21 protein-coding genes are annotated in these 22,915 nt (G+C 69.4%); 7 read left to right on the top strand and 14 right to left on the bottom strand.

Features of this window, described 5'->3' with window-relative positions; genetic code table 11:
• Nucleotides 1-72: 72 nt before the first annotated feature.
• Nucleotides 73-885, top strand: a complete 813-nt coding sequence (locus ACFQS9_RS20995; RefSeq protein WP_378408185.1) for a hypothetical protein — start codon at nucleotides 73-75, stop codon at nucleotides 883-885.
• A 1-nt stretch (nucleotide 886) separates the two neighbouring features.
• Here ACFQS9_RS20995 and ACFQS9_RS20990 read toward each other — a convergent pair whose 3' ends face one another.
• A complete protein-coding gene (locus tag ACFQS9_RS20990; protein WP_378408183.1) occupies nucleotides 887-1,480 on the bottom strand; it encodes a class I SAM-dependent methyltransferase in 594 nt (197 codons plus the stop codon).
• A gap of 123 nt (nucleotides 1,481-1,603) precedes the next feature.
• On the opposite strand from ACFQS9_RS20990, the gene ACFQS9_RS20985 reads away from it, so the two are divergent.
• Nucleotides 1,604-1,984, top strand: coding sequence for a glyoxalase superfamily protein (locus ACFQS9_RS20985; RefSeq protein WP_378408181.1), 381 nt, complete (start codon nucleotides 1,604-1,606; stop codon nucleotides 1,982-1,984).
• Between the two features lie 9 nt (nucleotides 1,985-1,993).
• On the opposite strand, the gene ACFQS9_RS20980 is transcribed toward ACFQS9_RS20985, so the two are convergent.
• From ACFQS9_RS20980 to ACFQS9_RS20945, 8 genes are all read right to left on the bottom strand, one after another.
• On the bottom strand, nucleotides 1,994-3,046 hold the full coding sequence (locus tag ACFQS9_RS20980) for a ferrochelatase (protein WP_378408179.1): 1,053 nt from the start codon (nucleotides 3,044-3,046) through the stop codon (nucleotides 1,994-1,996).
• Nucleotides 3,047-3,053: 7 nt separating this feature from the next.
• Entirely contained in the window at nucleotides 3,054-3,887 is an 834-nt protein-coding gene (gene inhA, locus ACFQS9_RS20975; RefSeq protein ID WP_378408177.1) for an NADH-dependent enoyl-ACP reductase InhA, read from the bottom strand.
• 52 nt (nucleotides 3,888-3,939) lie between these two features.
• The gene (gene fabG1, locus ACFQS9_RS20970) at nucleotides 3,940-4,662 is read right to left on the bottom strand and encodes a 3-oxoacyl-ACP reductase FabG1 (protein WP_077041567.1); all 723 of its coding nucleotides are present in this window, start codon (nucleotides 4,660-4,662) and stop codon (nucleotides 3,940-3,942) included.
• Nucleotides 4,663-4,732: 70 nt separating this feature from the next.
• A complete protein-coding gene (locus ACFQS9_RS20965; protein WP_378408175.1) occupies nucleotides 4,733-5,713 on the bottom strand; it encodes a VWA domain-containing protein in 981 nt (326 codons plus the stop codon).
• Entirely contained in the window at nucleotides 5,710-6,678 is a 969-nt protein-coding gene (locus ACFQS9_RS20960) for a DUF58 domain-containing protein (RefSeq protein ID WP_378408173.1), read from the bottom strand. Before ACFQS9_RS20960 ends, ACFQS9_RS20965 begins: the two co-directional genes overlap by 4 nt.
• On the bottom strand, nucleotides 6,675-7,796 hold the full coding sequence (locus ACFQS9_RS20955; RefSeq protein ID WP_378408171.1) for a chaperone MoxR1: 1,122 nt from the start codon (nucleotides 7,794-7,796) through the stop codon (nucleotides 6,675-6,677). Before ACFQS9_RS20955 ends, ACFQS9_RS20960 begins: the two co-directional genes overlap by 4 nt.
• 64 nt (nucleotides 7,797-7,860) lie before the next feature.
• Nucleotides 7,861-9,465 (bottom strand): NlpC/P60 family protein, encoded by a 1,605-nt coding sequence (locus ACFQS9_RS20950; protein ID WP_378408331.1) that lies wholly within the window; start codon nucleotides 9,463-9,465, stop codon nucleotides 7,861-7,863.
• Nucleotides 9,466-9,859: 394 nt separating this feature from the next.
• Entirely contained in the window at nucleotides 9,860-10,387 is a 528-nt protein-coding gene (locus ACFQS9_RS20945; protein WP_378408170.1) for an Rv1476 family membrane protein, read from the bottom strand.
• Between the two features lie 337 nt (nucleotides 10,388-10,724).
• Between ACFQS9_RS20945 and ACFQS9_RS20940 the strand changes: the two genes are divergently transcribed.
• Nucleotides 10,725-13,526: an aconitate hydratase gene (locus ACFQS9_RS20940; protein ID WP_378408168.1), complete on the top strand. Its 2,802-nt coding sequence runs from the start codon at nucleotides 10,725-10,727 to the stop codon at nucleotides 13,524-13,526.
• 252 nt (nucleotides 13,527-13,778) lie between these two features.
• Nucleotides 13,779-14,345 (top strand): TetR/AcrR family transcriptional regulator, encoded by a 567-nt coding sequence (locus ACFQS9_RS20935; RefSeq protein ID WP_378408166.1) that lies wholly within the window; start codon nucleotides 13,779-13,781, stop codon nucleotides 14,343-14,345.
• A gap of 21 nt (nucleotides 14,346-14,366) precedes the next feature.
• Here the strand turns inward: ACFQS9_RS20935 and ACFQS9_RS20930 are convergent, their stop codons facing one another.
• The 3 genes from ACFQS9_RS20930 to ACFQS9_RS20920 all read right to left on the bottom strand — a co-directional run bounded on the left by ACFQS9_RS20930 (nucleotide 14,367) and on the right by ACFQS9_RS20920 (nucleotide 17,583).
• Entirely contained in the window at nucleotides 14,367-14,591 is a 225-nt protein-coding gene (locus ACFQS9_RS20930) for a helix-turn-helix domain-containing protein (protein ID WP_072751985.1), read from the bottom strand.
• A gap of 141 nt (nucleotides 14,592-14,732) precedes the next feature.
• Nucleotides 14,733-15,551 (bottom strand): SDR family NAD(P)-dependent oxidoreductase, encoded by an 819-nt coding sequence (locus ACFQS9_RS20925; RefSeq protein ID WP_378408163.1) that lies wholly within the window; start codon nucleotides 15,549-15,551, stop codon nucleotides 14,733-14,735.
• Between the two features lie 400 nt (nucleotides 15,552-15,951).
• On the bottom strand, nucleotides 15,952-17,583 hold the full coding sequence (locus ACFQS9_RS20920; protein ID WP_378408161.1) for an ABC-F family ATP-binding cassette domain-containing protein: 1,632 nt from the start codon (nucleotides 17,581-17,583) through the stop codon (nucleotides 15,952-15,954).
• A 153-nt stretch (nucleotides 17,584-17,736) separates the two neighbouring features.
• On the opposite strand from ACFQS9_RS20920, the gene ACFQS9_RS20915 reads away from it, so the two are divergent.
• Genes ACFQS9_RS20915 through ACFQS9_RS20905 form a run of 3 tightly spaced genes read left to right on the top strand, consistent with a single transcriptional unit; the run spans nucleotide 17,737 to nucleotide 20,039 of the window.
• On the top strand, nucleotides 17,737-18,507 hold the full coding sequence (locus ACFQS9_RS20915) for an SDR family oxidoreductase (protein ID WP_378408159.1): 771 nt from the start codon (nucleotides 17,737-17,739) through the stop codon (nucleotides 18,505-18,507).
• 16 nt (nucleotides 18,508-18,523) lie between these two features.
• A complete protein-coding gene (locus ACFQS9_RS20910) occupies nucleotides 18,524-18,871 on the top strand; it encodes a VOC family protein (protein WP_378408157.1) in 348 nt (115 codons plus the stop codon).
• A 4-nt stretch (nucleotides 18,872-18,875) separates the two neighbouring features.
• The gene (locus tag ACFQS9_RS20905) at nucleotides 18,876-20,039 is read left to right on the top strand and encodes a lycopene cyclase family protein (protein WP_378408156.1); all 1,164 of its coding nucleotides are present in this window, start codon (nucleotides 18,876-18,878) and stop codon (nucleotides 20,037-20,039) included.
• Here ACFQS9_RS20905 and ACFQS9_RS20900 read toward each other — a convergent pair.
• Together ACFQS9_RS20900 and ligD are read right to left on the bottom strand one after the other, a co-directional pair.
• On the bottom strand, nucleotides 20,002-20,811 hold the full coding sequence (locus tag ACFQS9_RS20900; RefSeq protein ID WP_378408154.1) for a metal-dependent hydrolase: 810 nt from the start codon (nucleotides 20,809-20,811) through the stop codon (nucleotides 20,002-20,004). The two genes, ACFQS9_RS20905 and ACFQS9_RS20900, sit on opposite strands and share 38 nt — an antisense overlap.
• Before the next feature lie 146 nt (nucleotides 20,812-20,957).
• A complete protein-coding gene (gene ligD, locus ACFQS9_RS20895) occupies nucleotides 20,958-22,880 on the bottom strand; it encodes a non-homologous end-joining DNA ligase (protein WP_378408152.1) in 1,923 nt (640 codons plus the stop codon).
• Nucleotides 22,881-22,915: the final 35 nt, after the last annotated feature.

Genomic DNA, 22,915 nt, shown 5'->3' with positions numbered 1-22,915 from the left:
CTCACGGGCGCCAACGCTAGGACACCGATTCGGTTCGCCGCGGCCCGCCACGCCGACCTATGCTGGAATACCGTGTCCTGTCCCAGCACCACCCTGACCCTGTGGGCCGCATCCTGGCTCGCCGGCTCCAGCTCCCCCGACGACGTCATCGACGCTGTCCGGTCCTGGGCGCCCATGCACCTGGTGGGAGCGGGCGATGCCGAGGTCGCGCTGCGCTGGGATCTGCCCTGGCCGGACCCGACCGATGCGGGGCCGGTGGTCCTGCTGCGAGTGCTGCGCGCGGTCACCGCTGCCGATCCCGGCGCCCACCCGATACTGGTGCTGCCCGCACCGGGCGACGTCCGCGGTCTGCCAACCGGTACCGACTTCGCCGCCTCCGCCATCCACGCGGAGGAGGGCGTCCTCATCGGCGCGTCCGGCCGGCCGGGGGTCGGGATCGTGCCCACCGTGGAGGGCCCGGATGTGCTGCGCTGGACGGTGTTCCCGGTGCCGGTCATCCCGCAGCCCGTCGAACGGATGGGATTGGGTGAGGCCGAGTTCGAGATGCGCCGCGCCGTCCGCGAGGCCGCCGACACGCTCGCCTCGATGCGCGGCGGGTTCACCGCCGACGACCGCGACCCGCGCGCCCGCGTCGCCGAGGCGCTCGAGGAGTTCTCGCATCACAGCTACCCCGGTACCACTCCCGATCGCGCGCTGCGCATCTTCGACACCGCCGACCAGGTTGCCGCGATCCTCACCGTCGCGGGAGAAACCGGCATTCGGGCGCAGACCGCCGCGGGAGTGGCGGCACGCGAGGAGACTCTCCGACCACTCTGGTCGACCATCAGGGCTGCCCGGCTCGGGGCGGTCGCCGCGACAGTCCGAGCGGCCCGGCCGCGCGTGTGACTCAGCCCCTGCGCCACCGCAACAGATAGCGGTAGTAGAGCCCGCGCCTGATCCTCGCCCCGGGCACCTCCTGATCGGCGATCGCCCTGATCTCCCGCAGACCCTCGCGGGGCTCCGCTGTCACCACACCGATGTCGCGGGCCTCCCCGTGCCACCACGACGCGACCCGGACCACGGGAACCTGCAGGGCGGAGAGCACCCAATCGGAAGGTGTCGTGTTCGCCGACAGGCCGACCACGACGAGTTCGCCACCGGGCCGCAGGAGGGAACGCGCCCTGCGCAGCGAGGATCTGAGGTCGAGGTGATGCAGCGCTGCGACGAATGTCACCACGTCATAGCTCGCGTCAACGCCGACGTGCTCGTCGAAGCCGACGGTGTCGATCGACACGTTCGCGAGTCCGCTCGTTCGGGCCCGCGCCCGCACCGTTGCCGAGGGATCCATGTCGATCCCCGTCACGGTGGCCGACACCGGCGAGAGGCGTTGGGCCAGAAGCCCGTCGCCGCACCCGACATCGAGCACGTCGCCACGATGCTGCGTCGCGATACCGACGATCCAGTCGTGATAGGCGGAGTTGTGATTCCAGTAGTCCGTCACGGAGCCGAGTGTGGCAGAGACCCGAGCGCGCCAGGTCAGACGCTTTCCGCGCAGGCTGACCGCGAGAGGAGGAAGATCCTCGGTGATCGTGACCCCTGCAACCGCCGGAGAGGGCAGACAACCGTGAACCTGAGACTCCAACTCGTGCCGCTTCCCGTCAGCGACGTGGACCGGGCAAAATCCTTCTACGTCGACAAGGCGGGCTTCACGCTCGACCACGATCACCGCGCGGGCGATCACTTCCGCGTGGTGCAGCTGACCCCGCCCGGGTCGGCCTGCTCCATCTGTTTCGGCGTCGGCATCGTCGACACCGAACCCGGTTCGGTGAAGGGCCTGCACCTGGTCGTCGACGACATCCACGGTGCGCGAGCCGAACTCGCCGGCCGTGGAGTGGAGATGGGCGAGGTCGAGGAGATGGGCGCCCCGGGCAAGCCCACCGTCTCGTACTCGGGATTCACCGACCCCGACGGCAACACCTGGACGCTGCAGCAGATCTCGGGATAGGACGAACCGCTAGCGCCCCGGCCTGCGCGGTGGCTCACAGCATGCCACCGCGCACAGGCCGCCGTTCACGCCTGCCCCGTACAGCGGTTCCGTGCCGAGCCGGGCGGGGACGCCGCCACGCACCTTCTCCTGCACCAACGCCGAAACCAGCTGCGCGAAACGGGGATCGGTCCCGGGGGTGCCCGCCCGCACGTATCCCATCCCGAGCTCGGCGGCCCTGTCTCTGGCCTCGGTGTCGAGGTCCCAGATCACCTCGAGGTGATCGGAGACGAAACCCACCGGGCACACGATGACCGCCTCGGTCCCGGTCGCGGCCAGCGCGTCGAGGTGATCACAGATGTCCGGCTCCAGCCACGGCACCTGCGGCGGACCCGATCGCGACTGCCAGACCAGGTCGTACTCGGCAACCCCGGCGGCGGCCGCACACAGCCTGGCCGCCTCGGCGACCTGCCGGCTGTAGAGCCGTCCCCCGTCGGCCGGCGGCCCCGCGGAGGCATCCGCCGACACCGGAACCGAATGCGCGGTGAACACGAGCCTGGCGGCCGCGCGCTGCCCGGCGGGGAGCTGCTGCCGCGCGCCGGTGATCGAATCCGCGAAGACACCCACCAGCAACGGGTGGTCGTAGTACTGGCGCAGCTTCGTCAGCGTCGGCGCGCCGTCCCCCACACTGCGCCGAGCCCGCTCGACGTCCTCGTGATACTGCCTGCACCCCGAGTAGCCGCCCCACGCCGAGGTGGGGAACATCAGCGCCGAACGGACACCGTCGTCGCGCATGCGAGCGACGGTGTCCTCGACCATCGGGTGCCAGTTGCGGTTGCCGAAGTAGATCGGCAATTCGATTCCCGCACCGGCGAACTCGGCCTCGACCGCGGCGATGATGTCGCGGTTGAGTCGATTGATCGGCGACACCCCACCGAAGTGCAGGTAGTGCTCGACCACCTCGTCGAGGCGCTCGGGCGGCACTCCCCTGCCCCTGGTCACGTTCTCCAGGAACGGGCGGACGTCGTCGGGCTTCTCGGGTCCGCCGAAGGAGAGCAGCAGCAGGGCGTCGTACTCGGTCATCGGCGTGTCAGCCCGCGAAGCCCTCCGGGAACCACATGTTGTGGCTGGCCCCGCCGTCGACGTAGATGATCGAGCCGGTGGTACCGGGCAGCCAGTCGGACAGCAGCGCGACGACGGACTTCGCCACGACGGTCGGGTCGTCGACGTTCCAGCCGATCGGGGACGCGCCGTCCCAGTACGTGTTGAGCTGGTCCAGCTGCTTCGCATCGTCGGTCGCGGTGCCGGCGATGGCCTTCGCCGCGAGGGTCTTGATCGGGCCCGCCGCGACCAGGTTCGACCGGATCTTCTTCGCCTCGCCCACCTCGCGGGCGACGTACCGGTTGACCGACTCGAGCGCCGCCTTCGCCACGCCCATCCAGTTGTAGTACGGCATCGCGGTGCGGGGGTCGAAGTCCATGCCGACGATCGAGCCGCCCTCGTTCATGACGGGCAGCACGGCGCGGGCCAGCGACGCGTAGCTCCAGGCGGAGATCTCGAACGCCTTCGACGCATCCGGACCGGGTGCGTCGAGGAAGGGCTTCGCCTCGGGGCCCATCAGGGTCTTGGGGGCGAACGCGATCGAGTGCAGGACACCGTCGATGCCCTCGGGCGCCAGTTCCCGGACCCGGCCGGCGAGCGCGTCGAGGTCCTCCTCGCTGGTGATCTCGAGTCCGATCGCGGGCGGCACCTCCTGCGGCAGCCGCTTGGCGATCCGGTCGATCAGCCGCAGCCGCTCCGGCAGGCCGGTGATGATCACCTTCGCGCCCTGTTCCTGCGCCACCGCGGCCGCGTGGAACGCGATCGACGCGTCGGTGATGATGCCGGTGACGAGAATGGTCTTGCCTTCGAGCAGTCCGCCCATGCTTGTACTCCTGTAAGTGAAAGTCTGTGTGTTGGTTGCGCTTCGGGCGGAGCTAGTGGCCCATGCCCATGCCGCCGTCGACCGGGATCACCGCACCGGAGACGTACGCGGAGTCCTCCGAGGCGAGGAAGCTGACCACGGCGGCGACGTCCTCGGCCTTGCCCACTCGCTGCAGCGGGATGAACTTCTTCGCCATCTCCTTCATGTCCTCCGGCAGGTCGGCGGTCATGTCGGTCTCGATGAAGCCGGGCGCCACCACGTTCGCGGTGATCGACCGCGAACCCAGCTCGCGGGTCACCGAGCGTGCCAGGCCGATCACGCCGGCCTTGGAGGCCGCGTAGTTGATCTGCCCGGCCTGACCGGCCATGCCCACCACCGAACCGAGGAAGATCATCCGGCCCCAGCGCGCCCGCAGCATGGCACGGTTCGCCCGCTTGGCGCAGCGGAACGCACCCGTCAGGTTGGCGTCGATGACGTTGGTGAACTGCTCCTCGGTCATCCGCATCAGCAGCGTGTCGTCGGTGATGCCGGCGTTGGCGACCAGCACCTCGACCGGGCCCTGGTGCTCCTCGACCTCGGTGAACGCGCGGTCGACCGACTCCGCATCGGTGACATCGCACTTCACACCGAACAGGCCCTCGGGAACCCCGGACCCGCGGTGCGTGACCGCCACCTTGTGGCCGTCCGCCGCGAGACGCTGGGCCACCGCGAGGCCGATGCCGCGGTTGCCTCCGGTCACGAGCACGGAACGGGACGGAGAGGGGGTGTTCGACATGCGATCAACCTATCTGTTCGGGAACGCCGAGTTGGCGGCGGTCGGTGAAATTGTGAGGGGTCACGGCCCCCTAGGGCAGGCGTTGGCGCAGAACCAAAGCCATGGCGAGCCCGGCGGTGGTGCACAGGACGCCGAGCACGAGCCAGGGTCTGCTGGCATCGCCCCTGGTCGTCTCGAAGCCGATCTGCTCCTCGAGGGTGTCGTAGACCTTCCGGAGTTCCTCGAGGCTGGACGCCGTGAAGAAGCTGCCGCCGGAGAGGTTCGCGATCTCGCGGAGGGACGGGTCGTCGACCGGGACCGGGATCCGCTCGTCCTCGATGTCGACGGTGCCGTAGGTGGTACCGAACGAGATCGTCGAGATCGGCACGCCCTTTTCCTTGGCCTCCCTGGCAGCGGTGTAGCCGCCGCGCTGGGCGTCCGGATCGTCGGGAACGGTCTGCTTGCCATCGGAGAGGAGCACGATCCGCGCGGGCGGAGCCTGGTCTCCGCCACCGAGGACCGCACCGAGCGTCTCGATCGACTGCAGCGAGGTGAAGATGGCCTCGCCGGTCGCCGTGCGTTCGCTCAGTTTGAGGTGATCGATCGCGGTCTTGGTCTCCTCGCGATTGATGGTCGGCGAGACCAGGACCGAGGCGGTGCCCGCGAACGCGACGAGCCCGAGGTTGATCCCGGGTGTCAGCCCGTCCGCGAAGTCCTTGGCGGCCGCCTTGGCTGCGTCGAACCGGGTCGGTTCCACGTCGGTGGCCTTCATCGACAGCGACACGTCGATCACCATGATCACGGTGGCCCGGTTGCGCGGTACCCGCTTCTCCGACGTCGGTCCGGCCAGCGCGACCGTGAGCAACAACAGTCCGCACAACACCAACGCGGTGGGCACGTGCCGGTAGCGGCCCGGCCGCGACGGTGCCACTTTTTCCAGGAGCTCGAGGTTCGAGAACCGGAGCAGATGCTTGTGCCGGGTCCGCTGGACGAGCACGTAGGCGACGGCCAGGGCCGCCACCACCGCGAGGAAGGCCAACCACAGCGGTGAGGCGAAGTCGGTGAGGCTCACTGGCGGGGCACCCGATTCACCCGAGCACCATAACTGTGTCGCCGCGACGCCACGAAGCGAACGACGTCAGCGATCCAGTCCCGGTCGGTGCGCAGCGCGAGGACGGGCGCCCCGCACCCGCGCAGCGTGTGCTCGACCGCGCGGCGGTGCGCCTGCGCGGCCGCCGCGAAATCGGCCCGCAGCCCCGCACTCGTGTGGAACTCCCGGGTCCGGCCGGTCTCGGGATCGTGCAGCACGACGTCGCCGACGTCCGGCAACTCCAGGTCACGGGGATCGAGCACCTCGACGCCCAGCAGGTCGTGCCGACCCGACACCGCGCGCATCGACCGCTCCCAGTCGATCGGGCCGAGGAAGTCGCTGATCACCACCGCCAGACCGCGTCGACGCTGGGGGCGGCGCAGCGACTCGATTGCGCCCCGCAGGTCGCCCCGCACCCCGTCCGGGGCGTGCGGGGTGGTCGCGATCTTCCTGAGCATCGCCTGCGCGTGCAGCCGGCCGCCGCGAGCGGGGATGCGCACGGTCCGCTCGCCGGTGGCCACGATGGCGCCGATCCGGTTACCGCCCCCGCTGGTGAGGTGGGTGACGGCGGCCGCGGCGGCGACCGCGAGGTCGCGCTTCTCCGCCCCGGTGGTGCCGAAGTCCAGGCTCGCGGACAGGTCCACCACCAGCCAGGTCTCGAGTTCACGATCGGCGACGGACTCCCGCACGTGCGGGTGCGTGGTCCTTGCGGTCACCGACCAGTCCATCTGACGCACGTCGTCGCCCGGCTGGTACTCGCGGGCATCACCGGACTCGGTGCCCGGACCCGGGATCAGACCCAAGTGTTCGCCGTGCAGGACGCCGTCGAGCCGCCTGCGCACCGTCAACTCGAGGGTGCGCAGGGCCGCGGACAGTTCCGGGTTGCGCAGCTCGCCCGATCGAAACGAGGGCAACGAGCCGCCGTCAGCGTGAGCCGCGATGCTCACCGCTGCTGGCCACCAACCGACGCGGTGGGGTCGGCCACGGCCTGTTGCGGCGGCGTGCCGTTCGACGTCGGCGCGGCCTGCGGGGCGACCGCACCGTTCTGCGCCTGCACGGGCGGGGCGACCGGTTGTGCCGCGACCTGCGGGAGGCCGACACTCTGCAGCACCCTGGTGATGACGTCGTCCGGCGAGATGTCGTCGGCGAGTGCGTCATAGGAGAGCACGAGGCGGTGCCGGAGGACGTCCGGAATCACCTCGAGCACGTCCTGCGGCACCACGTAGTCGCGGCCCCGGATCAGGGCCAGCGCGCGCGAGGCGGCGATGATCCCGAGCGTCGCGCGCGGCGAGGCGCCGTAGGCGATCCAGCCGGCGACGTCGGTCATGCCCAGGTCCCCGGGGCTGCGGGTGGCGGCGATGACGCGGACCACGTAATCCACCAGGGCGTGGTGGACGAAGACGGTGCTCGCGGCCTTCTGCAGGCGGATCAGTTCGGCCGGGTCCAGGATCGGCTTCGGCTCGGGCGCCGCGACGCCCATCCGGTAGACGATCTCGCGCTCCTCCTCGACCGAGGGGTAGTCCACGAGGATCTTGAACAGGAAGCGGTCGCGTTGCGCCTCGGGCAGCTGGTAGACGCCCTCGCTCTCGATCGGGTTCTGGGTGGCCATCACCAGGAACGGCTCGGGCATAGGGAACGTCTTGCCGCCGATGGTCACGTGCCGCTCGGCCATCACCTCGAGCAGGGCCGACTGGACCTTCGCGGGCGCGCGGTTGATCTCGTCGGCGAGGACGAAGTTCGCGACCACGGGACCGAGCTCAGTGTCGAACTCCTCCCGGCCCTGCCGGTAGATCCGGGTACCGACCAGGTCGGTGGGCACCAGGTCGGGCGTGAACTGAACCCGGGAGAACGACCCGCCGACGACGGTGGCGAAGGTCTCCACCGCGAGCGTCTTGGCGACGCCGGGCACGCCCTCGAGCAGCACGTGCCCCTTCGCGAGCAGTCCCACCAGAATGCGCTCGACCAGCCGGTCCTGACCGACGATGACCCGCTTGACCTCGTAGATCACCTTCTCGAGAATCTGCACGTCGGTACTGCCGGTCGCCCCGTCAGCTGAGGTCACCAAGAATCCACCGCTTTCACATCGATCGCCTCGATCCGCCGCCGAGTCCCGGCAGGCAGTCGGGTCGCTACACCATTCGGACCACGTACGGGGTCATGCCGTCCCAGCGCACCGGCGACACCTTGACGATGGAACCGGACTGCGGTGCCTCCAGCATCTCCCCATTGCCAAGGTACAGCGCGACATGCTGACTGGCGTTCGGTCCATAGAAGATCATGTCGCCGCGTCGCATCTCCGACGACGGCACCTGCTCACCGGCGGTGTACTGGTAGCCGGTGTAGTGCGGCAGCGAGACGCCGATGCCCGCGAATGCGTAGATCATCAATCCCGAGCAGTCGAATCCGACCTTGTTGAAGTCGCCGTAGCTGTCGGCCACACCGCCGTCCCTGATACCGAGGGTGGGGCCGTTCTCGTCGCCGCCGCCCCAGGCGTAGGTGACGCCGAGCTGCGACATGCCCCGGTCGATCACCGTCTCGACGGCAGCGCTACCGGTGACCGCGGGTTTGGGCTTGTTCGGCTTCGGTTTGACCGGCTTCGTGGTGACCGGGGCCGATTCCTCGGACTCTTCCGACTCCTCGAGTTCCTCGGTCCCCCACTCCTCGGTCCCCGTCTCCTCGGTGCCCGACTCGACGGTCCCCGACTCGACGGTCCCCGACTCGTCGGTCGTGTAGTCGGTCGCCGAGTCGTCCTCGATCTGGGTGTGCGGACGCTGTCCCGTGGCGAGCTCGCGGGCGCGGTCCTTCGCCGCCTGGTTCGCCGCGACGCGTGCGGCGGCTGCGGCAGCGACCTCCTTGGCCGCGGCGGCGGCCGCCGCGATCGCCGCCTGCTCGGCGGCGCGCTGGGTATCCCAGTTGACGAACGCCTGGCGCTGGCTCTGCAGCCCCGAGACGTTCTCCCGTGCCGACGAGAGCGCCGACTCCGCGGACGCCTTCTGCGCCTCGATGGCGGCCTTCTTGCTCGACTGTTCCGCCAGCGCCGACCTGGCGACCGCGATCGCGTTCTCGGCGTCGGACTTGCGGGACTCGGCCGCGCTGGCGGCGGCATCGGCCTGCTGCTTCGCCTGGCGCGTCGACGAATCCTTGTTGGCCTGTTCGGTTCTCGCCCGCTGCAGGGCGTCGAGCACCGAATTCTTGTTGGTGGCGAGGATCTTCATCACCTGGGCTCGGTCGAGTACGTCGCCGGGACCCTGCGAACCGAGGAACGACGCGAACGACGCGATGCCGGTGCCCTGCTTGTACGTCCTGGCGGCGAACTCGTCGAACCTGTTCTGCGCCAACTCGATCTGAGCGCCGGCATCCCGCAGGGCCTGCTGGCTGATACCCACCGCCCCGGCGGCGGCCGCGGCCGCATCACGCGACATCTGCAGGTCGACGAGCGCCTTGTTCACCTGCTCGCGCTTGATCGCGACGGCGTCGTCGAGCGCACGCAGCTGCTGATCGGCGGCGGCCACCTCGTTGATGAGGGAGCTCACCTGACCGACGCGCTCCTCGACGCCCTGGCCGGCCTGCTGGAGTTCGGCCTCGCTCGGGTTCGGTGGTGGTGGCGGCACCGCGGCCGCCAGTCCCGGGGTTCCCGTCACCAGAGACGCGACGATCGCCATTCCGGTGAGCAGTTGTGCACTACGAATTCTCGTGCGCGGGGTTCTCGTGCGCGAGAAGCCGCGGCTCGGCATTGCTGCGCGCGGTGCCCTTCGCCTCACAGGTCTCTCCCTCGGTTCTGCCACCGGGTCGGACGCATCAGCGCTCGGCCCGGTCGTACCCGCACGGGGAAGACGCGCAAACCGGCAGCAGTCGACGATCAGCAGAGAATCGCCGAACTCGCGCCACTCCCGTGGCCATGCTGCTCATAGCGACACTTCTTCCCCATAAGTGCCAAAAGTATCGTACGACACAATGCCCACTGGTGGAACTCTAGTCACAAAATCGACATCGCTTCGGCAGCGCAACACACGTTGTGAGCAGCGCCTTCACGGATGAGCATGCGAAAGATATTCGCGGAGACGGGATTTCTCGGGAGCGACCTATTGATCCGAGGGGCGGGCCCGTCGGGCCGCCGAATGCGACGTCCTATCGACGCTCGAGGTCACCGTCGATCGCGTCCACCGAACGCCGCGAGCGCCGCCACAGGCCCACCGCGGCAACGCCGCCGACGAGCAGCACCAGCGCGGCCGTGATGAGTCCGTACGGCGGGTCCGGCCGGGTGATCGCGCCGACAAAGTTGTCGGCCGATGCCACCGCGTTTCCGGTGTACGCCTTGTCCTGTGCGTCCTCGACCGTGACCCGACTGAGAGTGTCGCTGTAGGTACCCACCCAACTCGGACTGAGCACCAGCACGGTGCCGCCCTCCTGCCTGCCCACCTCGGTCGCGATGTCGCGCAGCTGCGAATCCCGTACCGGATTCTCGGCGAGCACCACGATGCTCAGCTCGATTCCCTCACGTTCGGCTCGCGCCACGACACCGGTGAGCCCGTCGACGTCGCCCGCGGGCGCCGAGACGCCGTCGTCCCGGACATCGGTCAGGATCGTGTCGACACTGACATCGGGCGGAACGTCGGCCAGGACCGGATGAAACGCAGAGGTGAGAGCAGCAGGCATCTTTCATCCGGATCGGGTCGGGGGAAGAACGTGTTCTGAGAACGACGGTATCGAGACCATCGCGGCTGACCCGATGCACATTACGTGACGCGGGTCGCCGCGCGACGAAACCCGCTGTCGCCCGCGTTGCGGACATCCGTGCCGTCGACAAGAATCGGCAGGTGCCGGAGCGGGCACGACGCGCCGCGGCACCGGACCGAAATTCTCACAGGACAAGCGTACTGTTAGGCTTGCCGCGATGCGCCCGGCGCGACCGATCGGTTCGCCGCGATGCGCTTCGCTTCAGCCGTCGACACAGCCCCGTCGGCGGCGAACCTCAAAGACGAGTGGAGCTGACGTGACCACCAGTATTGATTCGTTCGGTGCAAAGGGAACCCTTGAGGTCGGAGAGAACTCCTACGAGATCTTCCGACTCAAGGCCGTGCCCGGCACCGAGAAGCTGCCGTACGCCCTGAAGGTTCTCGCCGAGAACCTTCTGCGTACCGAGGACGGTGCCAACATCACCGCCGATCACATTCGCGCCATCGCGAACTGGGACCCCTCGGCCCAGCCGAGCGTCGAGATCCAGTTCACCCCGGCCCGCGTGATCATGCAGGACTTCACCGGCGTGCCCTGTGTGGTGGACCTCGCCACCATGCGTGAGGCCGTCGCCACCCTCGGCGGCGACCCGAACAAGGTCAACCCGCTCTCGCCCGCCGACATGGTCATCGACCACTCGGTCATCCTGGACGTGTTCGGCCAGGCGGACGCGCTCGAGCGCAACGTCGACCTCGAGTACCAGCGCAACGGCGAGCGCTACCAGTTCCTGCGCTGGGGCCAGGGCGCGTTCGACGACTTCAAGGTCGTCCCCCCGGGCATGGGCATCGTGCACCAGGTCAACATCGAGTACCTGGCGCCCACCGTCATGACCCGCAACGGCCAGGCCTACCCCGACACCTGTGTCGGCACCGACTCGCACACCACGATGGTCAACGGCCTCGGCGTGCTCGGCTGGGGCGTCGGCGGCATCGAGGCCGAGGCCGCGATGCTCGGCCAGCCGGTCTCCATGCTCATCCCCCGCGTCGTCGGCTTCAAGCTCACCGGTGAGATCCAGCCCGGTGTGACCGCCACCGACGTCGTGCTCACCGTCACCGACATGCTCCGCAAGCACGGTGTGGTCGGCAAGTTCGTCGAGTTCTACGGTGCCGGCGTGGCCGAGGTTCCCCTGGCGAACCGCGCAACCCTGGGCAACATGAGCCCCGAATTCGGTTCCACCGCAGCGATCTTCCCGATCGACGGCGAGACCATCAACTACCTGCGTCTGACCGGACGCTCCGAGGAGCAGCTCGCGCTCGTCGAGGCGTACGCCAAGGAGCAGGGCATGTGGCACGACGCGGACCACGAGCCCGCCTACTCCGAGTACCTCGAGCTGGACCTCGGCTCCGTCGTGCCGTCGATCGCCGGCCCGAAGCGTCCGCAGGACCGCATCCTGCTGTCCGACTCGAAGGCCGCGTTCCGTCGCGACATCGAGACCTATGTCACCAACGGCACCGCCGCCGCGCACTCCGCGCTCGACGAGGCCGTCGAGGAGTCGTTCCCCGCGTCCGATCCGGTCGAGACCTCCACCGCGCACGACGAGGTCGCGGCGGTTCCCTCGGCCGCCAACGGTTCGCACGGCCGGCCGAGCAAGCCGGTGAAGGTGCAGTCCGAGCGTGGCGAGTTCGTCCTCGACCACGGCGCCGTCGCGGTCGCGGGCATCACGTCCTGCACCAACACCTCCAACCCGTCGGTCATGCTCGGCGCCGCCCTGCTCGCCCGCAACGCCGTCGAGAAGGGCCTGTCCACCAAGCCGTGGGTCAAGACCAACATGGCGCCCGGTTCGCAGGTCGTCTCCGACTACTACGAGAAGGCCGGCCTGTGGCCCTACCTCGAGAAGCTCGGCTTCTACCTCGGCGGCTACGGCTGCACCACCTGCATCGGTAACACCGGCCCGCTGCCGGAGGAGATCTCCAAGGCGATCAACGAGAACGACCTGTCGGTCACCGCCGTCCTGTCCGGTAACCGCAACTTCGAGGGACGCATCTCCCCCGACGTGAAGATGAACTACCTGGCCTCCCCGCCGCTCGTCATCGCGTACGCGCTGGCAGGCACCATGGACTTCGACTTCGAGGTCGACGCCCTGGGCCAGGACCAGGACGGCAACGACGTCTTCCTCAAGGACATCTGGCCGTCCGCCCAGGAGATCGACGACACCATCAAGTCGGCGATCAGCCAGGACATGTTCCGCAAGTCCTACGCGACGGTCTTCGCAGGCGACGAGCGCTGGCAGAACCTGGCCACCCCGGAGGGCGACACCTTCGCGTGGGACGAGAAGTCGACCTACGTCCGCAAGGCGCCGTACTTCGACGGCATGACCATGGAGACCACCCCGGTCACCGACATCAGCGGCGCGCGCGTGCTGGCGCTGCTGGGCGACTCGGTCACCACCGACCACATCAGCCCGGCCGGTCCGATCAAGCCCGGCACCCCGGCCGCCCAGTACCTGGACGCCAACGGTGTCGAGCGCAAGGACTACAACTCCCTGGGCTCGCGGCGCGGCAACCACGAGGTGATGATCCGCGGCACGTTCGCGAACATCCGCCTGCGCAACCAGCTCCTCGACGACGTCTCGGGCGGCTACACCCGCGACTTCACCCTCGAGGGCGGCCCGCAGTCGTTCATCTACGACGCCTCGCAGAACTACCAGAAGGCGGGCGTCCCGCTGGTGGTCCTGGGCGGCAAGGAGTACGGCTCCGGTTCGTCTCGTGACTGGGCGGCGAAGGGCACCAGCCTGCTCGGCGTCAAGGCCGTCATCACCGAGTCCTTCGAGCGCATCCACCGCTCGAACCTGATCGGCATGGGCGTGATCCCGCTGCAGTTCCCGGCGGGCGAGTCGGCGCAATCGCTGGGTCTCGACGGCACCGAGGTGTTCGACATCGCGGGCATCACGGAGCTCAACGAGGGCACCACGCCGCGGACCGTGCGCGTCACCGCCACCAAGGCCGACGGCAGCAAGGTCGAGTTCGACGCGGTCGTGCGCATCGACACCCCCGGTGAGGCGGACTACTACCGCAACGGCGGCATCCTGCAGTACGTGCTGCGCAACATGATCCGGGGCTAGGCGCAACGCGGCTGCGTGAGCCTTCGGCCACGTAGCCGCCTCGCGCGTGTGCGCGTTTTCGGCCTTTCGCGAGATGGGTCACCTAATGCACAAAGCGCGCACGACCACTTTCCAACGGACGTTGCGGACCGGGAATTGTGGTCGTGCGCGCTTTGTGCCCATCTGGGCCGAAAACGCGCACAGGTGACCGACGCAGGAGGTCGCCTGTGGGCCGAAAACACTCACAGGCACAATGCCGACGAAGGAGGCAGTTTGCCTAAGGTCAGCGAAGACCACCTCGCCGCGCGGCGGAGCGAGATCCTCGACGGTGCTCGCCGCTGCTTCGCGGAGTACGGCTACGACGGTGCCACCGTCCGCCGCCTCGAGGAGACCACCGGTCTCTCCCGGGGAGCGATTTTCCACCACTTCAAGGACAAAGACGGCCTGTTTCTCGCGCTCGCGCACGAGGATGCCATGCGGATGGCCGACGTGGCCGCGAACCAGGGCCTGGTCCAGGTGATGCGGGACATGCTGGCCCAGCCCGACCAGTTCAACTGGCTCGGCACCCGGCTGGAGATCGCGCGTCGGCTGCGGACCGACCCCGAGTTCGCGCGGGGCTGGTCGCAGCGCAGCGCGGAACTGACCGAGGCGACGATCAAGCGGCTCGAGCGTCAGAAGTCCGCGGGCCGGCTGCGAGACGACCTGCCGACCGACGTCCTGGTCGGCTACCTCGACCTCGTCCTCGACGGGCTCATCGCCCGGATCGCATCGGGACATGCGGGCGAGAACCTGTCCGCCGTGCTCGACCTGGTCGAGGAATCGGTCCGCCGCAGAGACTGATGCGACCGGCGGCCGCGATGACTAGTGCGAGAGGCGGCCGCGGCGGTTCGCGCCGCCGCGGCCCCGCAGCGTCACCCCCGCCTCCGTCAACAGGGCCCGGATGAAGCCGTACGAGCGGCCGGTGGCGTCCGCGAGAGTTCGGATGCTGGTGCCCGACTGATAGCGCTCGCGCAGCTCGGTCTGCAGGGCCTCCCGCGCACCCCCAGACACCCGGGCGCCCTTGGGCAGTCGCGTGAGCTCAGCCATGGCTGTCCTCCACACTGGAGTGCGCACGATTACTACTTGAGCGAACACTCCCAGGTTAGCCATCCGGGCCACGCCCCGGCAATCACTCGGTAAAGAAGCGCCAGGGTGCGCCGACGATGCGACACACCCTGGCAGGCGACACTAGGCGGCCTTGGCGAGTTCGGCACTGAGCCTGGCCAGCCGCTCGCGGGCCCGCGGCTTCTCGACCAGCGCGGCCCCACCCATCTGCTCGAGCATTTCGTAGTGCTGCCCGCTGACCACCGTCGTGGACGGCGCGCTCAGCATGGTCAGCAACCGCGCGGCCTCCGTCACCGACGTGTTGGCAGGGCCGTGCGTGGGACGCTCGGTGTCGAGGAATCCCGGGTACACACTCACCGCGGTGAGTGCGGCCGGGTGGCTGTCCGCGAGCGACCGGGTGAACATCGTCAACGCCAGCTTCGACTGCGCGTAGACGGCCAGCGGCGAGTATCCGCGTCGGAGCCTGGACAGGTCTGCGAAGTCCACACTTCCGCCCCGGTGCAGGTTCGACGACACGTTCACCACCCGGCCTCGCCGGGATTCGATCCGGCCCGCGAGCGCCGTCGTGAGGACGTACGGCGCGAGATAGTTGACCTGGAAGGTCGCCTCGATTCCGTTCTCGGTGAAGGTGCGCCCTTGAGGTGCCGCGATGGCCGCATTGTTGACCAGAACGTCCAGCCCGGGCATCGAGCCCGCGAGCCGCTCGCCCAGGCTCCGTACCTCGGCGAGGCGCGTGAAGTCGGCCACCACCAGTTGCAGGCGAAGCGGATCGGCTCCATCGTCGATCAGACGCGTCAGGGCCTCCTCGCCAGTCGCCAGATCGCGGGCATGCAGGTACACGGTGGCGCCGCCGGCAACGAACCGGCGGGCGGTTTCGTATCCAAGGCCCTTGTCGCCGCCGGTCACGAGCACGGTGAGAGATTTGAATGAGTTTTCGGACATGGTTCATCCCCTGGGTCGTCGCATGGCGCCGCCTTCGCCGTGCGAACACGATGAGGAGCACCACGCGGGAGTTGGACGGCGGATGACCGCCGTGATGAGGGCACGACGAATCGCGGCGCCGTGCGGCGCGCTGAGAAGAGATCGGTCAGGCGGGACTTGGCGGTTCGTCCTCGCACCCGAAGCCGAAGCGCTCCAGGGTGGATGGCAACACGGCCCGATTCGGCTGCGCGCCTGGGTATCCCGCGGCGAGGGGCACGGCGCGCAGATCATGGCGACGCCAACCCGGTGCGGTCATGCGATCAGTCAATCGCGCGCGCGTGCCGATGGCCAGAGTGCGCGACGCGTCCTTACGAATTCTTGGTGCCAGGTGCCCCGCACGGCGGTCCGGGGCACCCGGCGATCAGGCCAGCTGGATCAGTTCCAGGTACTCCTGCGACCAGTGGTCCTCCTGGCCGTCGGGCAGCAGGATGACCCGCTCAGGGTTCAGTGCCTCCGCCGCGCCGGGATCGTGGGTCACCAGCACGACGGCACCCTTGTAGCTGCGCAGTGCGTCGAGCACCTGCTCGCGGGAGATCGGATCCAGGTTGTTCGTCGGCTCGTCGAGCAGCAGCACGTTCGCCGCCGATGACACCAGACCGGCGAGGGCGAGTCGGGTCTTCTCACCGCCGGACAGGGTGCCGGCCGGCTGCTCGAGCTGCGGGCCGGTGAACATGAACGCGCCCAGCAGCCCGCGCAGGTCCTGCTCCCCCGCGTCCGGGGCCGCGTGCCGGATGTTCTCCCACACACTCGCCTCGTCGTCGAGGGTGTCGTGCTCCTGCGCGAAGTAGCCGATCTTCAGGCCGTGACCGGGTACGAGCTCGCCGAGGTCCGGCGTCTCCACGCCACCGAGCAGGCGCAGCAGTGTCGTCTTGCCGGCACCGTTGAGCCCGAGGATCACCACCCGGCTGCCGCGGTCGATCGCGAGGTCGACGCCGGTGAAGATCTCCAGCGAGCCGTAGACCTTGGTGAGTTCCTTCGCCATGAGCGGGGTCTTGCCGCACGGCGCGGGCTCGGGGAAACGGATGTGCGCAACCTTGTCGGCGACCCGAACGTCGTCGAGGTCGTTCATGAGCTTGTCGGCACGCTTGGCCATGTTCTGTGCGGCCGTCGCCTTCGTCGCCTTCGCGCCGAGCTTGGCGGCCTGCGCGCGCAGCGCACTCGCCTTCTTCTCCGCGTTGGCGCGCTCACGCCGACGACGCTGCTCGTCGGTGGCGCGCGCGTCGAGGTACTTCTTCCAGCCCATGTTGTAGATGTCGGCCTCGCCACGGACCGCGTCGAGGAACCACACCTTGTTCACGACGTCGGCGAGCAGATCCACGTCGTGGCTGATGACGATCAGCCCGCCATCGTGGTTCTGCAGGAACGAGCGCAGCCAGGTGATCGAGTCGGCATCGAGGTGGTTGGTCGGCTCGTCGAGCAACAGGGTGGTGTTCGACTTGCCGCCGGATCCGTCGGACGCGGCGAAGAGGATGCGCGCGAGCTCGACGCGACGACGCTGACCGCCGGACAGGGTGCGCAGCGGCTGGGCGAGGATCCGGTCCGCCAGCCCGAGGCTGCTGCAGATCCGGGCCGCCTCGGACTCCGCCTCGTACCCGCCCAGCGACGAGAACCGGTCCTCGAGCTGGCCGTACTTGCGGACCGCCTTGTCGCGCTCGGCGTCGTCCACCGCCTCGGCCATGATCGCCTGCTGCTTCTCCATGCTGCGGAGGATCTCGTCGAGACCGCGGGCGGACAGGACCCGGTCCTTGGCGAGGACGTCGAGGTTGCCCTCCTTCGGGTCCTGCGGCAGGTACCCCAGTTCCCCGCTGCGGATCACCTCGCCCGCGTAGGGCTCACCCTCACCGGCGAGGATGCGCAGCGTGGTGGTCTTGCCCGCACCGTTTCGGCCGACGAGGCCGATCCGGTCGCCCGCCTGGACACGCAGGGCCGAGCCCGGCGAGGAGAGCAGGGTTCGCACACCGGCACGAACTTCGAGGTCGGTGGCGGTAATCAACAAGAACTCCTCAACGAAAACGAGAAATGGAAAAGGCGAACTCTGCGTGGCCGGGCAAACGCCGATGGCACACGAGACACAAGAACGATCCACTTTACCGTGGCATTCCCACCGGGAGTTGCACGGCGATGTGATTCGGCTAACGTTCCGCAGATGACTCTCGCGAATGATCTGACGGGAAAGACGGCGCTGGTCACAGGCGCGAGCCGCGGCATCGGCAAGGCAATCGCGGCCGAGTTCCTGGCGCGGGGCGCCGCCGTCGCGATCACCGCACGCAAGCCGGAGCCGCTGGAGGCGGCCGCGCAGGAGTTGCGGTCCACCGTCCCCGGCGCGGTGGTGCTGCCGCTCGCGGGCAATGCCGGTGACGCGGATTCGCGCGCGGACGCGGTCGCGCGGACCGTGGCCGAGCTGGGGTCGCTCGACATCCTGGTCAACAACACGGGCATCAATCCGGTCTTCGGTCCGCTGATGGACGCCGACCTGGACGCGGTCCGGAAGATCTTCGACGTGAACGTGGTCGCCGCGCTCGGCTTCATCCAGCAGGCGTACCGGGCCTGGATGGGCGAGCACGGCGGCGCGGTGGTCAACCTCGCCAGCGTCGGCGGTCTGCGATCGACCGGTGTGATCGCCGCATACGGCGCCTCGAAGGCTGCGCTGATCCGCCTCACCGAGGAACTGGCCTGGCAGCTCGGTCCGAAGATCCGGGTGAACGCGGTCGCCCCCGGCATCGTGAAGACCCAGTTCGCAGCTGCTCTGGTCGCGGCGGGCGAGGACCGGGCCGCCGCGGGTTATCCGATGAAGCGACTCGGGTCGCCCGAGGATGTCGCGAATCTGGTCGGGTTCCTCGTCTCGGACGCGGCGTCCTGGATCACCGGCGAGACGGTCCGGGTGGACGGCGGCCTGCTCGCGACGGGTTCGATGTAGCCATGGAGGAGGCGCTGTGACCATTCGACGTGTCGTACCGGACATCCGGTCCGACGACCTGGAAGGCAGCCGCAGTTTCTACGGCCTCCTCGGGTTCGTGGAGGTCATGAACCTGGGCTGGGCGATGACACTCGCGTCGCCGTCGAACCCGACAGCGCAGTTGACGCTGATGGGCGAGGACGCGACCGCCGCCGTCCAGCCTGACGTGAGCGTCGAGGTGGACGACGTGGACTCGGTGTACGCCGCAGTCGTGGCCGCGGGCGCGGAGATCGTGTATCCCTTGCAGGACGAGCAGTGGGGCGTGCGCCGGTTCTTCGTCCGCGACCCCAACGGCCGCGTGGTCAACGTCGTGGGCCACCTGTGACCCGATGACAACCCGCGAACCCGCCGCCGACCTCGCGGTGGTCGGGCTGGGCCCGGCCGGTCGAGCACTGGCCCACCGGGCCGCCGTTGCCGGGCTCGACGTGGTCGCGGTCGACCCGCATCCCGACCGCCGCTGGACGCCCACCTACGCCGCGTGGTCCGACGAGTTGCCGGGGTGGCTCGACGCGGACGCGGTGTCTGCCGCCCGGGTCGAGCGCCCCCGGGTCTGGGCGACCCGGGAGCGCGCACTGGCGCGGCCATACTGCGTGCTCGACAACGACGCCCTCCGCGCCGCCCTGGACCTCGGCACCGCCCGGGTGCACGCCGGCACCGCCGTGGACGTCGAGCCGGACCGGGTGATCCTCCAGGACGGCACACGGTTGCGCGCCCGCCAGGTCATCGATGCGCGTGGCGCCCGGCACAGCCGGGGGCTGGCGGAGCAGACCGCCCACGGCGTGGTGGTGTCGGGCGAAGCCGCGAGTCCGGTTCTCGGTGGCGGCGATGCCTGGTTCATGGACTGGCGCCCGGACAACGGCGCACCGCCGGACCAGCCGCGATCGTTCCTCTACGCCGTCCCTCTCGGCGGTGACCGGGTGCTGCTGGAGGAGACCTGCCTGGTGGGCAGGCCCGGACTCTCGCAGGAGGAGCTGCGCGGACGCCTGGAGACCAGGCTGCGCGCCCGCGGCGTGCCGGTGTCCGCTCACGCGGAACGCGAGCGGGTCCGGTTCCCCGTCGAGGTCCCGCGGGCCGCGGGCGCGGTGACCACCTTCGGTGCCCGCGCCGGAATCATGCACCCCGGCACCGGATACAGCGTCGCGGCGTCGCTGTCCTCCGTCGACGAGGTGGTCAGCGCGATCGCCGCGGGCCGAGATCCACGGCGTGCGCTCTGGCCTGTGCGCGCCCGCGCGGTCCGCCGACTGCGCGACGTCGGGCTCCGCGCGCTGCTGCGGCTGCCGCCGCCACTCACCGCCGACTTCTTCGACGCCTTCTTCGACCTGCCCGCCGCCCACCAGCGCGCCTATCTCTCCGCGCGCGCCGACCCGGTGGCGGTGGGCGCGGCGATGGCCGCGGTGTTCCGACGAGCCCCGAACCCGGTCCGGCGCACCCTGGCGGGCGCGGTGCTGCCGGATCTCAACCCCAGGCTCGGATCTCGGCCACGACCTCGGTGACCGCGCCGGGGACACCGTCGATCGCCCACACCGCCAGCCCCACCGCGACCAGGGTCAGCAACGGACCGAGCACGACCCGCTCGACCGTGCCACCCGCCCGGATCGAGAGCATCGACGGCAGGCGCAGTTCCCACCACCGCCTGCGGCCCCAGGGCAGCAGGGGCGCCAGGAACGGGACGCCCTCCTTGGTGATCGCATCGCCGAGACAGTGCACCGCACATCCGAGACCCACCGCGACACCGAGTGCGCGGGAGCCGACCTCGTCCGGATACCAGGTCCAGGTGAAGGCCGAGAGCGCCGCGGCGACGACGGTGACCGCGATCCAGCCGTTGCGTGCGGCCCAACTCCCGGCCAGACCGCGCAACGCGAGACCGAGAGTGACGAACAGGGTGCCGACGATCGCCGGGCGCCCGAACTCGATCACCAGCGCCGAGATCCCCGCGCTCAAGGCGATCGCGAACAACGCTGTGTGCGTGAGCGTCCGGTGGCCGCCGCGGCGCTTGGGGTCCCGGCGCCCGCGGGTGAGCCGGTAGTACCACAGCGAGATCTCGTCGACTCCCTTCGCGACGAGCTGACTGACCGGACCGAAGGACCTCGCGACGGTGGACTGCGCCGTGTCGAGATCGGGCAGGAGAGCGGCACCCGCGCAGACGCCGGCAAAGGTGAACACCTCGGCCGTCGAGGTCGGCCCGCCCCATTCGGGTGGAAGTACCTGCGCGGCAAGCAGACCCGCGACCGCACCGGAAACAGCATGGGTAGCACCCATCACCATGTGAGACAACGCCTTTCGGAGGAACCGTCGAGCAGTGCCCGATCGGAGCCGCCCACACAAAACTAGCAAGCCGCAGCGACAGTCTTCCCCGTCGGCCGCCCGCGCTCACCGATCTAGGCCGGAGATCAGCACTGCGGGTTCGGCGCTCACGCGCCGCCGCTGAGAATCCCCTCGACCTGATCCGGGCTCTTGTCGGGGCGCAGCCCCCGCCAGCTCGGGTGCCGAAGCCTTCCGTCGCCGGTGAGCTCCGAGTACCGCACCTCCCCAACGAGTTCCGGGCGCACCCAGTGGGCGTGGCGCGCATCCGCCGCGGGGACGGAGTCACCGAACGGTGTGGAATCCACGGACAGGTCCCCCAGCAGCTGTGCCAGCCGCGTCAGGGCGGCGTCACTGAACCCGGTCCCCACCTTCCCGACGTACCGCAGGCCACCTCCGACCTCCGGCACCCCGAGCAGCAGCGATCCGATACCACCGGACCGCCGTCCCTCCCCCGGCTGCCAGCCACCCAGCACCACCTCGAGGTCCGAGAAGTGTTTGAGCTTGCGCCAGGCCGCGGATCGACCGCCGCGGTAGGTCGAATCCCAGCGCTTGGCCACCAGACCCTCCATCCGGGCCGTCCGGCTGGACTCGAGGGCCTCGCCGAAGTCGGCCGGCGCCAGCGCGAGCACCAGCCAGGCGCCGCCCTCGTCCAGTCGGATCGCCTCGAGCACCCGGCGCCGGTCCCGGTAGACCTTGGCGCGCAGGGACGTCCCGTCGAGCTGCAGGACGTCGAAGATCTCCAGCAGGACCGGGTCCTGCTCCGCGGCCGCGCGCACGTCCCGGGGCTTGGTCAGGCCCATCCGCCGTTGCAGCCGACCGAAGCTCGGCGCCCCGTCGTCGCCGAGGGACACGATCTCCCCGTCCAGCACCCCCGAATGACCGTGCAGCCCTTCCGGAACGGCCAGGAGCTCGGGGTAGCCGGCAGTCAGGTCCAGCCCGCTGCGACTGACCAGCCGGACCGAGGATGTCCCGCTGTCCGCGTCGTGGTCGAAATGCACCAGGGCGCGGATTCCGTCCAGCTTCGGCTCCAGGGCCCACACCTCGGGGTCGGCCTGCGGGGCGAAATCCTCGATCGTCGCCGCCGACGCCAGCATCGGCACGAGGTCGTCAGCGCCGGAGCGGCGCGCTCTCGGCGCGGCGCCGGCCGGCTCGGCCTCGGGCGCGGACGGGATCCCCGGCTGCTCACCGCCCCCGGCTATCCGATCGAGCACCTCCCGGAAGTCCAACTGCCGCAGCCCCGGATGGGCCAGCTCGTCCCAGGTGCGCGGAGCCGCGACGGTCGGCCTCGCCGTGCCCCGCAGCGAATACGGCGACACCGTCGTCTTCGATGCCGAATTCTGGCTCCAGTCCACGAACACCCTGCCCGCGCGCTCGGCCCGGGTCATCTTGGAGATCACCGACTTCGGTGTCTCCCGTTCCAGCTCGACGGCGATCGACTTCGCGAACTCCACGCACCGCGCCGCCGTCCACCCCTCCCCGACTCCCGCGTAGAGGTGAATACCCTTGCTGCCGCTGGTCACGGGCAGCGCACCCAGGCCACGGTCGGCGAGCCGATCACGAACCCGAAGGGCCACCTCGGCACACTCCTCCAGGGTCACGCCCGGCCCCGGATCGAGGTCGATCACCAGCCGGTCCGGGTCCAGCGGCGCGCCGCCCTCGCCGAACCGCCATTGCGGCACATGGAACTCGAGCGAACCCGCCTGGGCGAAGTACACGAGCGACGCCAGGTCGTCGACGAGGGGATACGTGATCGTCTTCGACGAGTGCGTCATGGTGCGCCGGTCCACCCAGTCCGGGGTCGACGCATCCACGTTCTTCTGGAAGAACGGTGTCGCGGATGTGCCGTCCGGCCAGCGCTTTCTCGTCACCGGCCGACCGGCGAGCAGCGGCACCATCAGCGGCCCCACCGCGGTGAAGTACTGCAGGACCTCGGCCTTGGTGGTCCCGGACTCGGGGTAGAGGATCTTGTCCAGATTGGTCAGGGACAGGCGTTTGCCCTCCACCATCACCGCGGTGTTGTGACTCGTCATCCGCCCACCCATTTTCGGGTACTGCCTGGCCTGAT

The sequence above is a fragment of the Rhodococcus daqingensis genome, from assembly GCF_042665615.1.
GTDB lineage: Bacteria > Actinomycetota > Actinomycetes > Mycobacteriales > Mycobacteriaceae > Rhodococcus_G > Rhodococcus_G daqingensis.
Note: the sequence above shows the minus strand (reverse complement) of the source record. Positions and strands in the feature narration are given on the sequence as shown.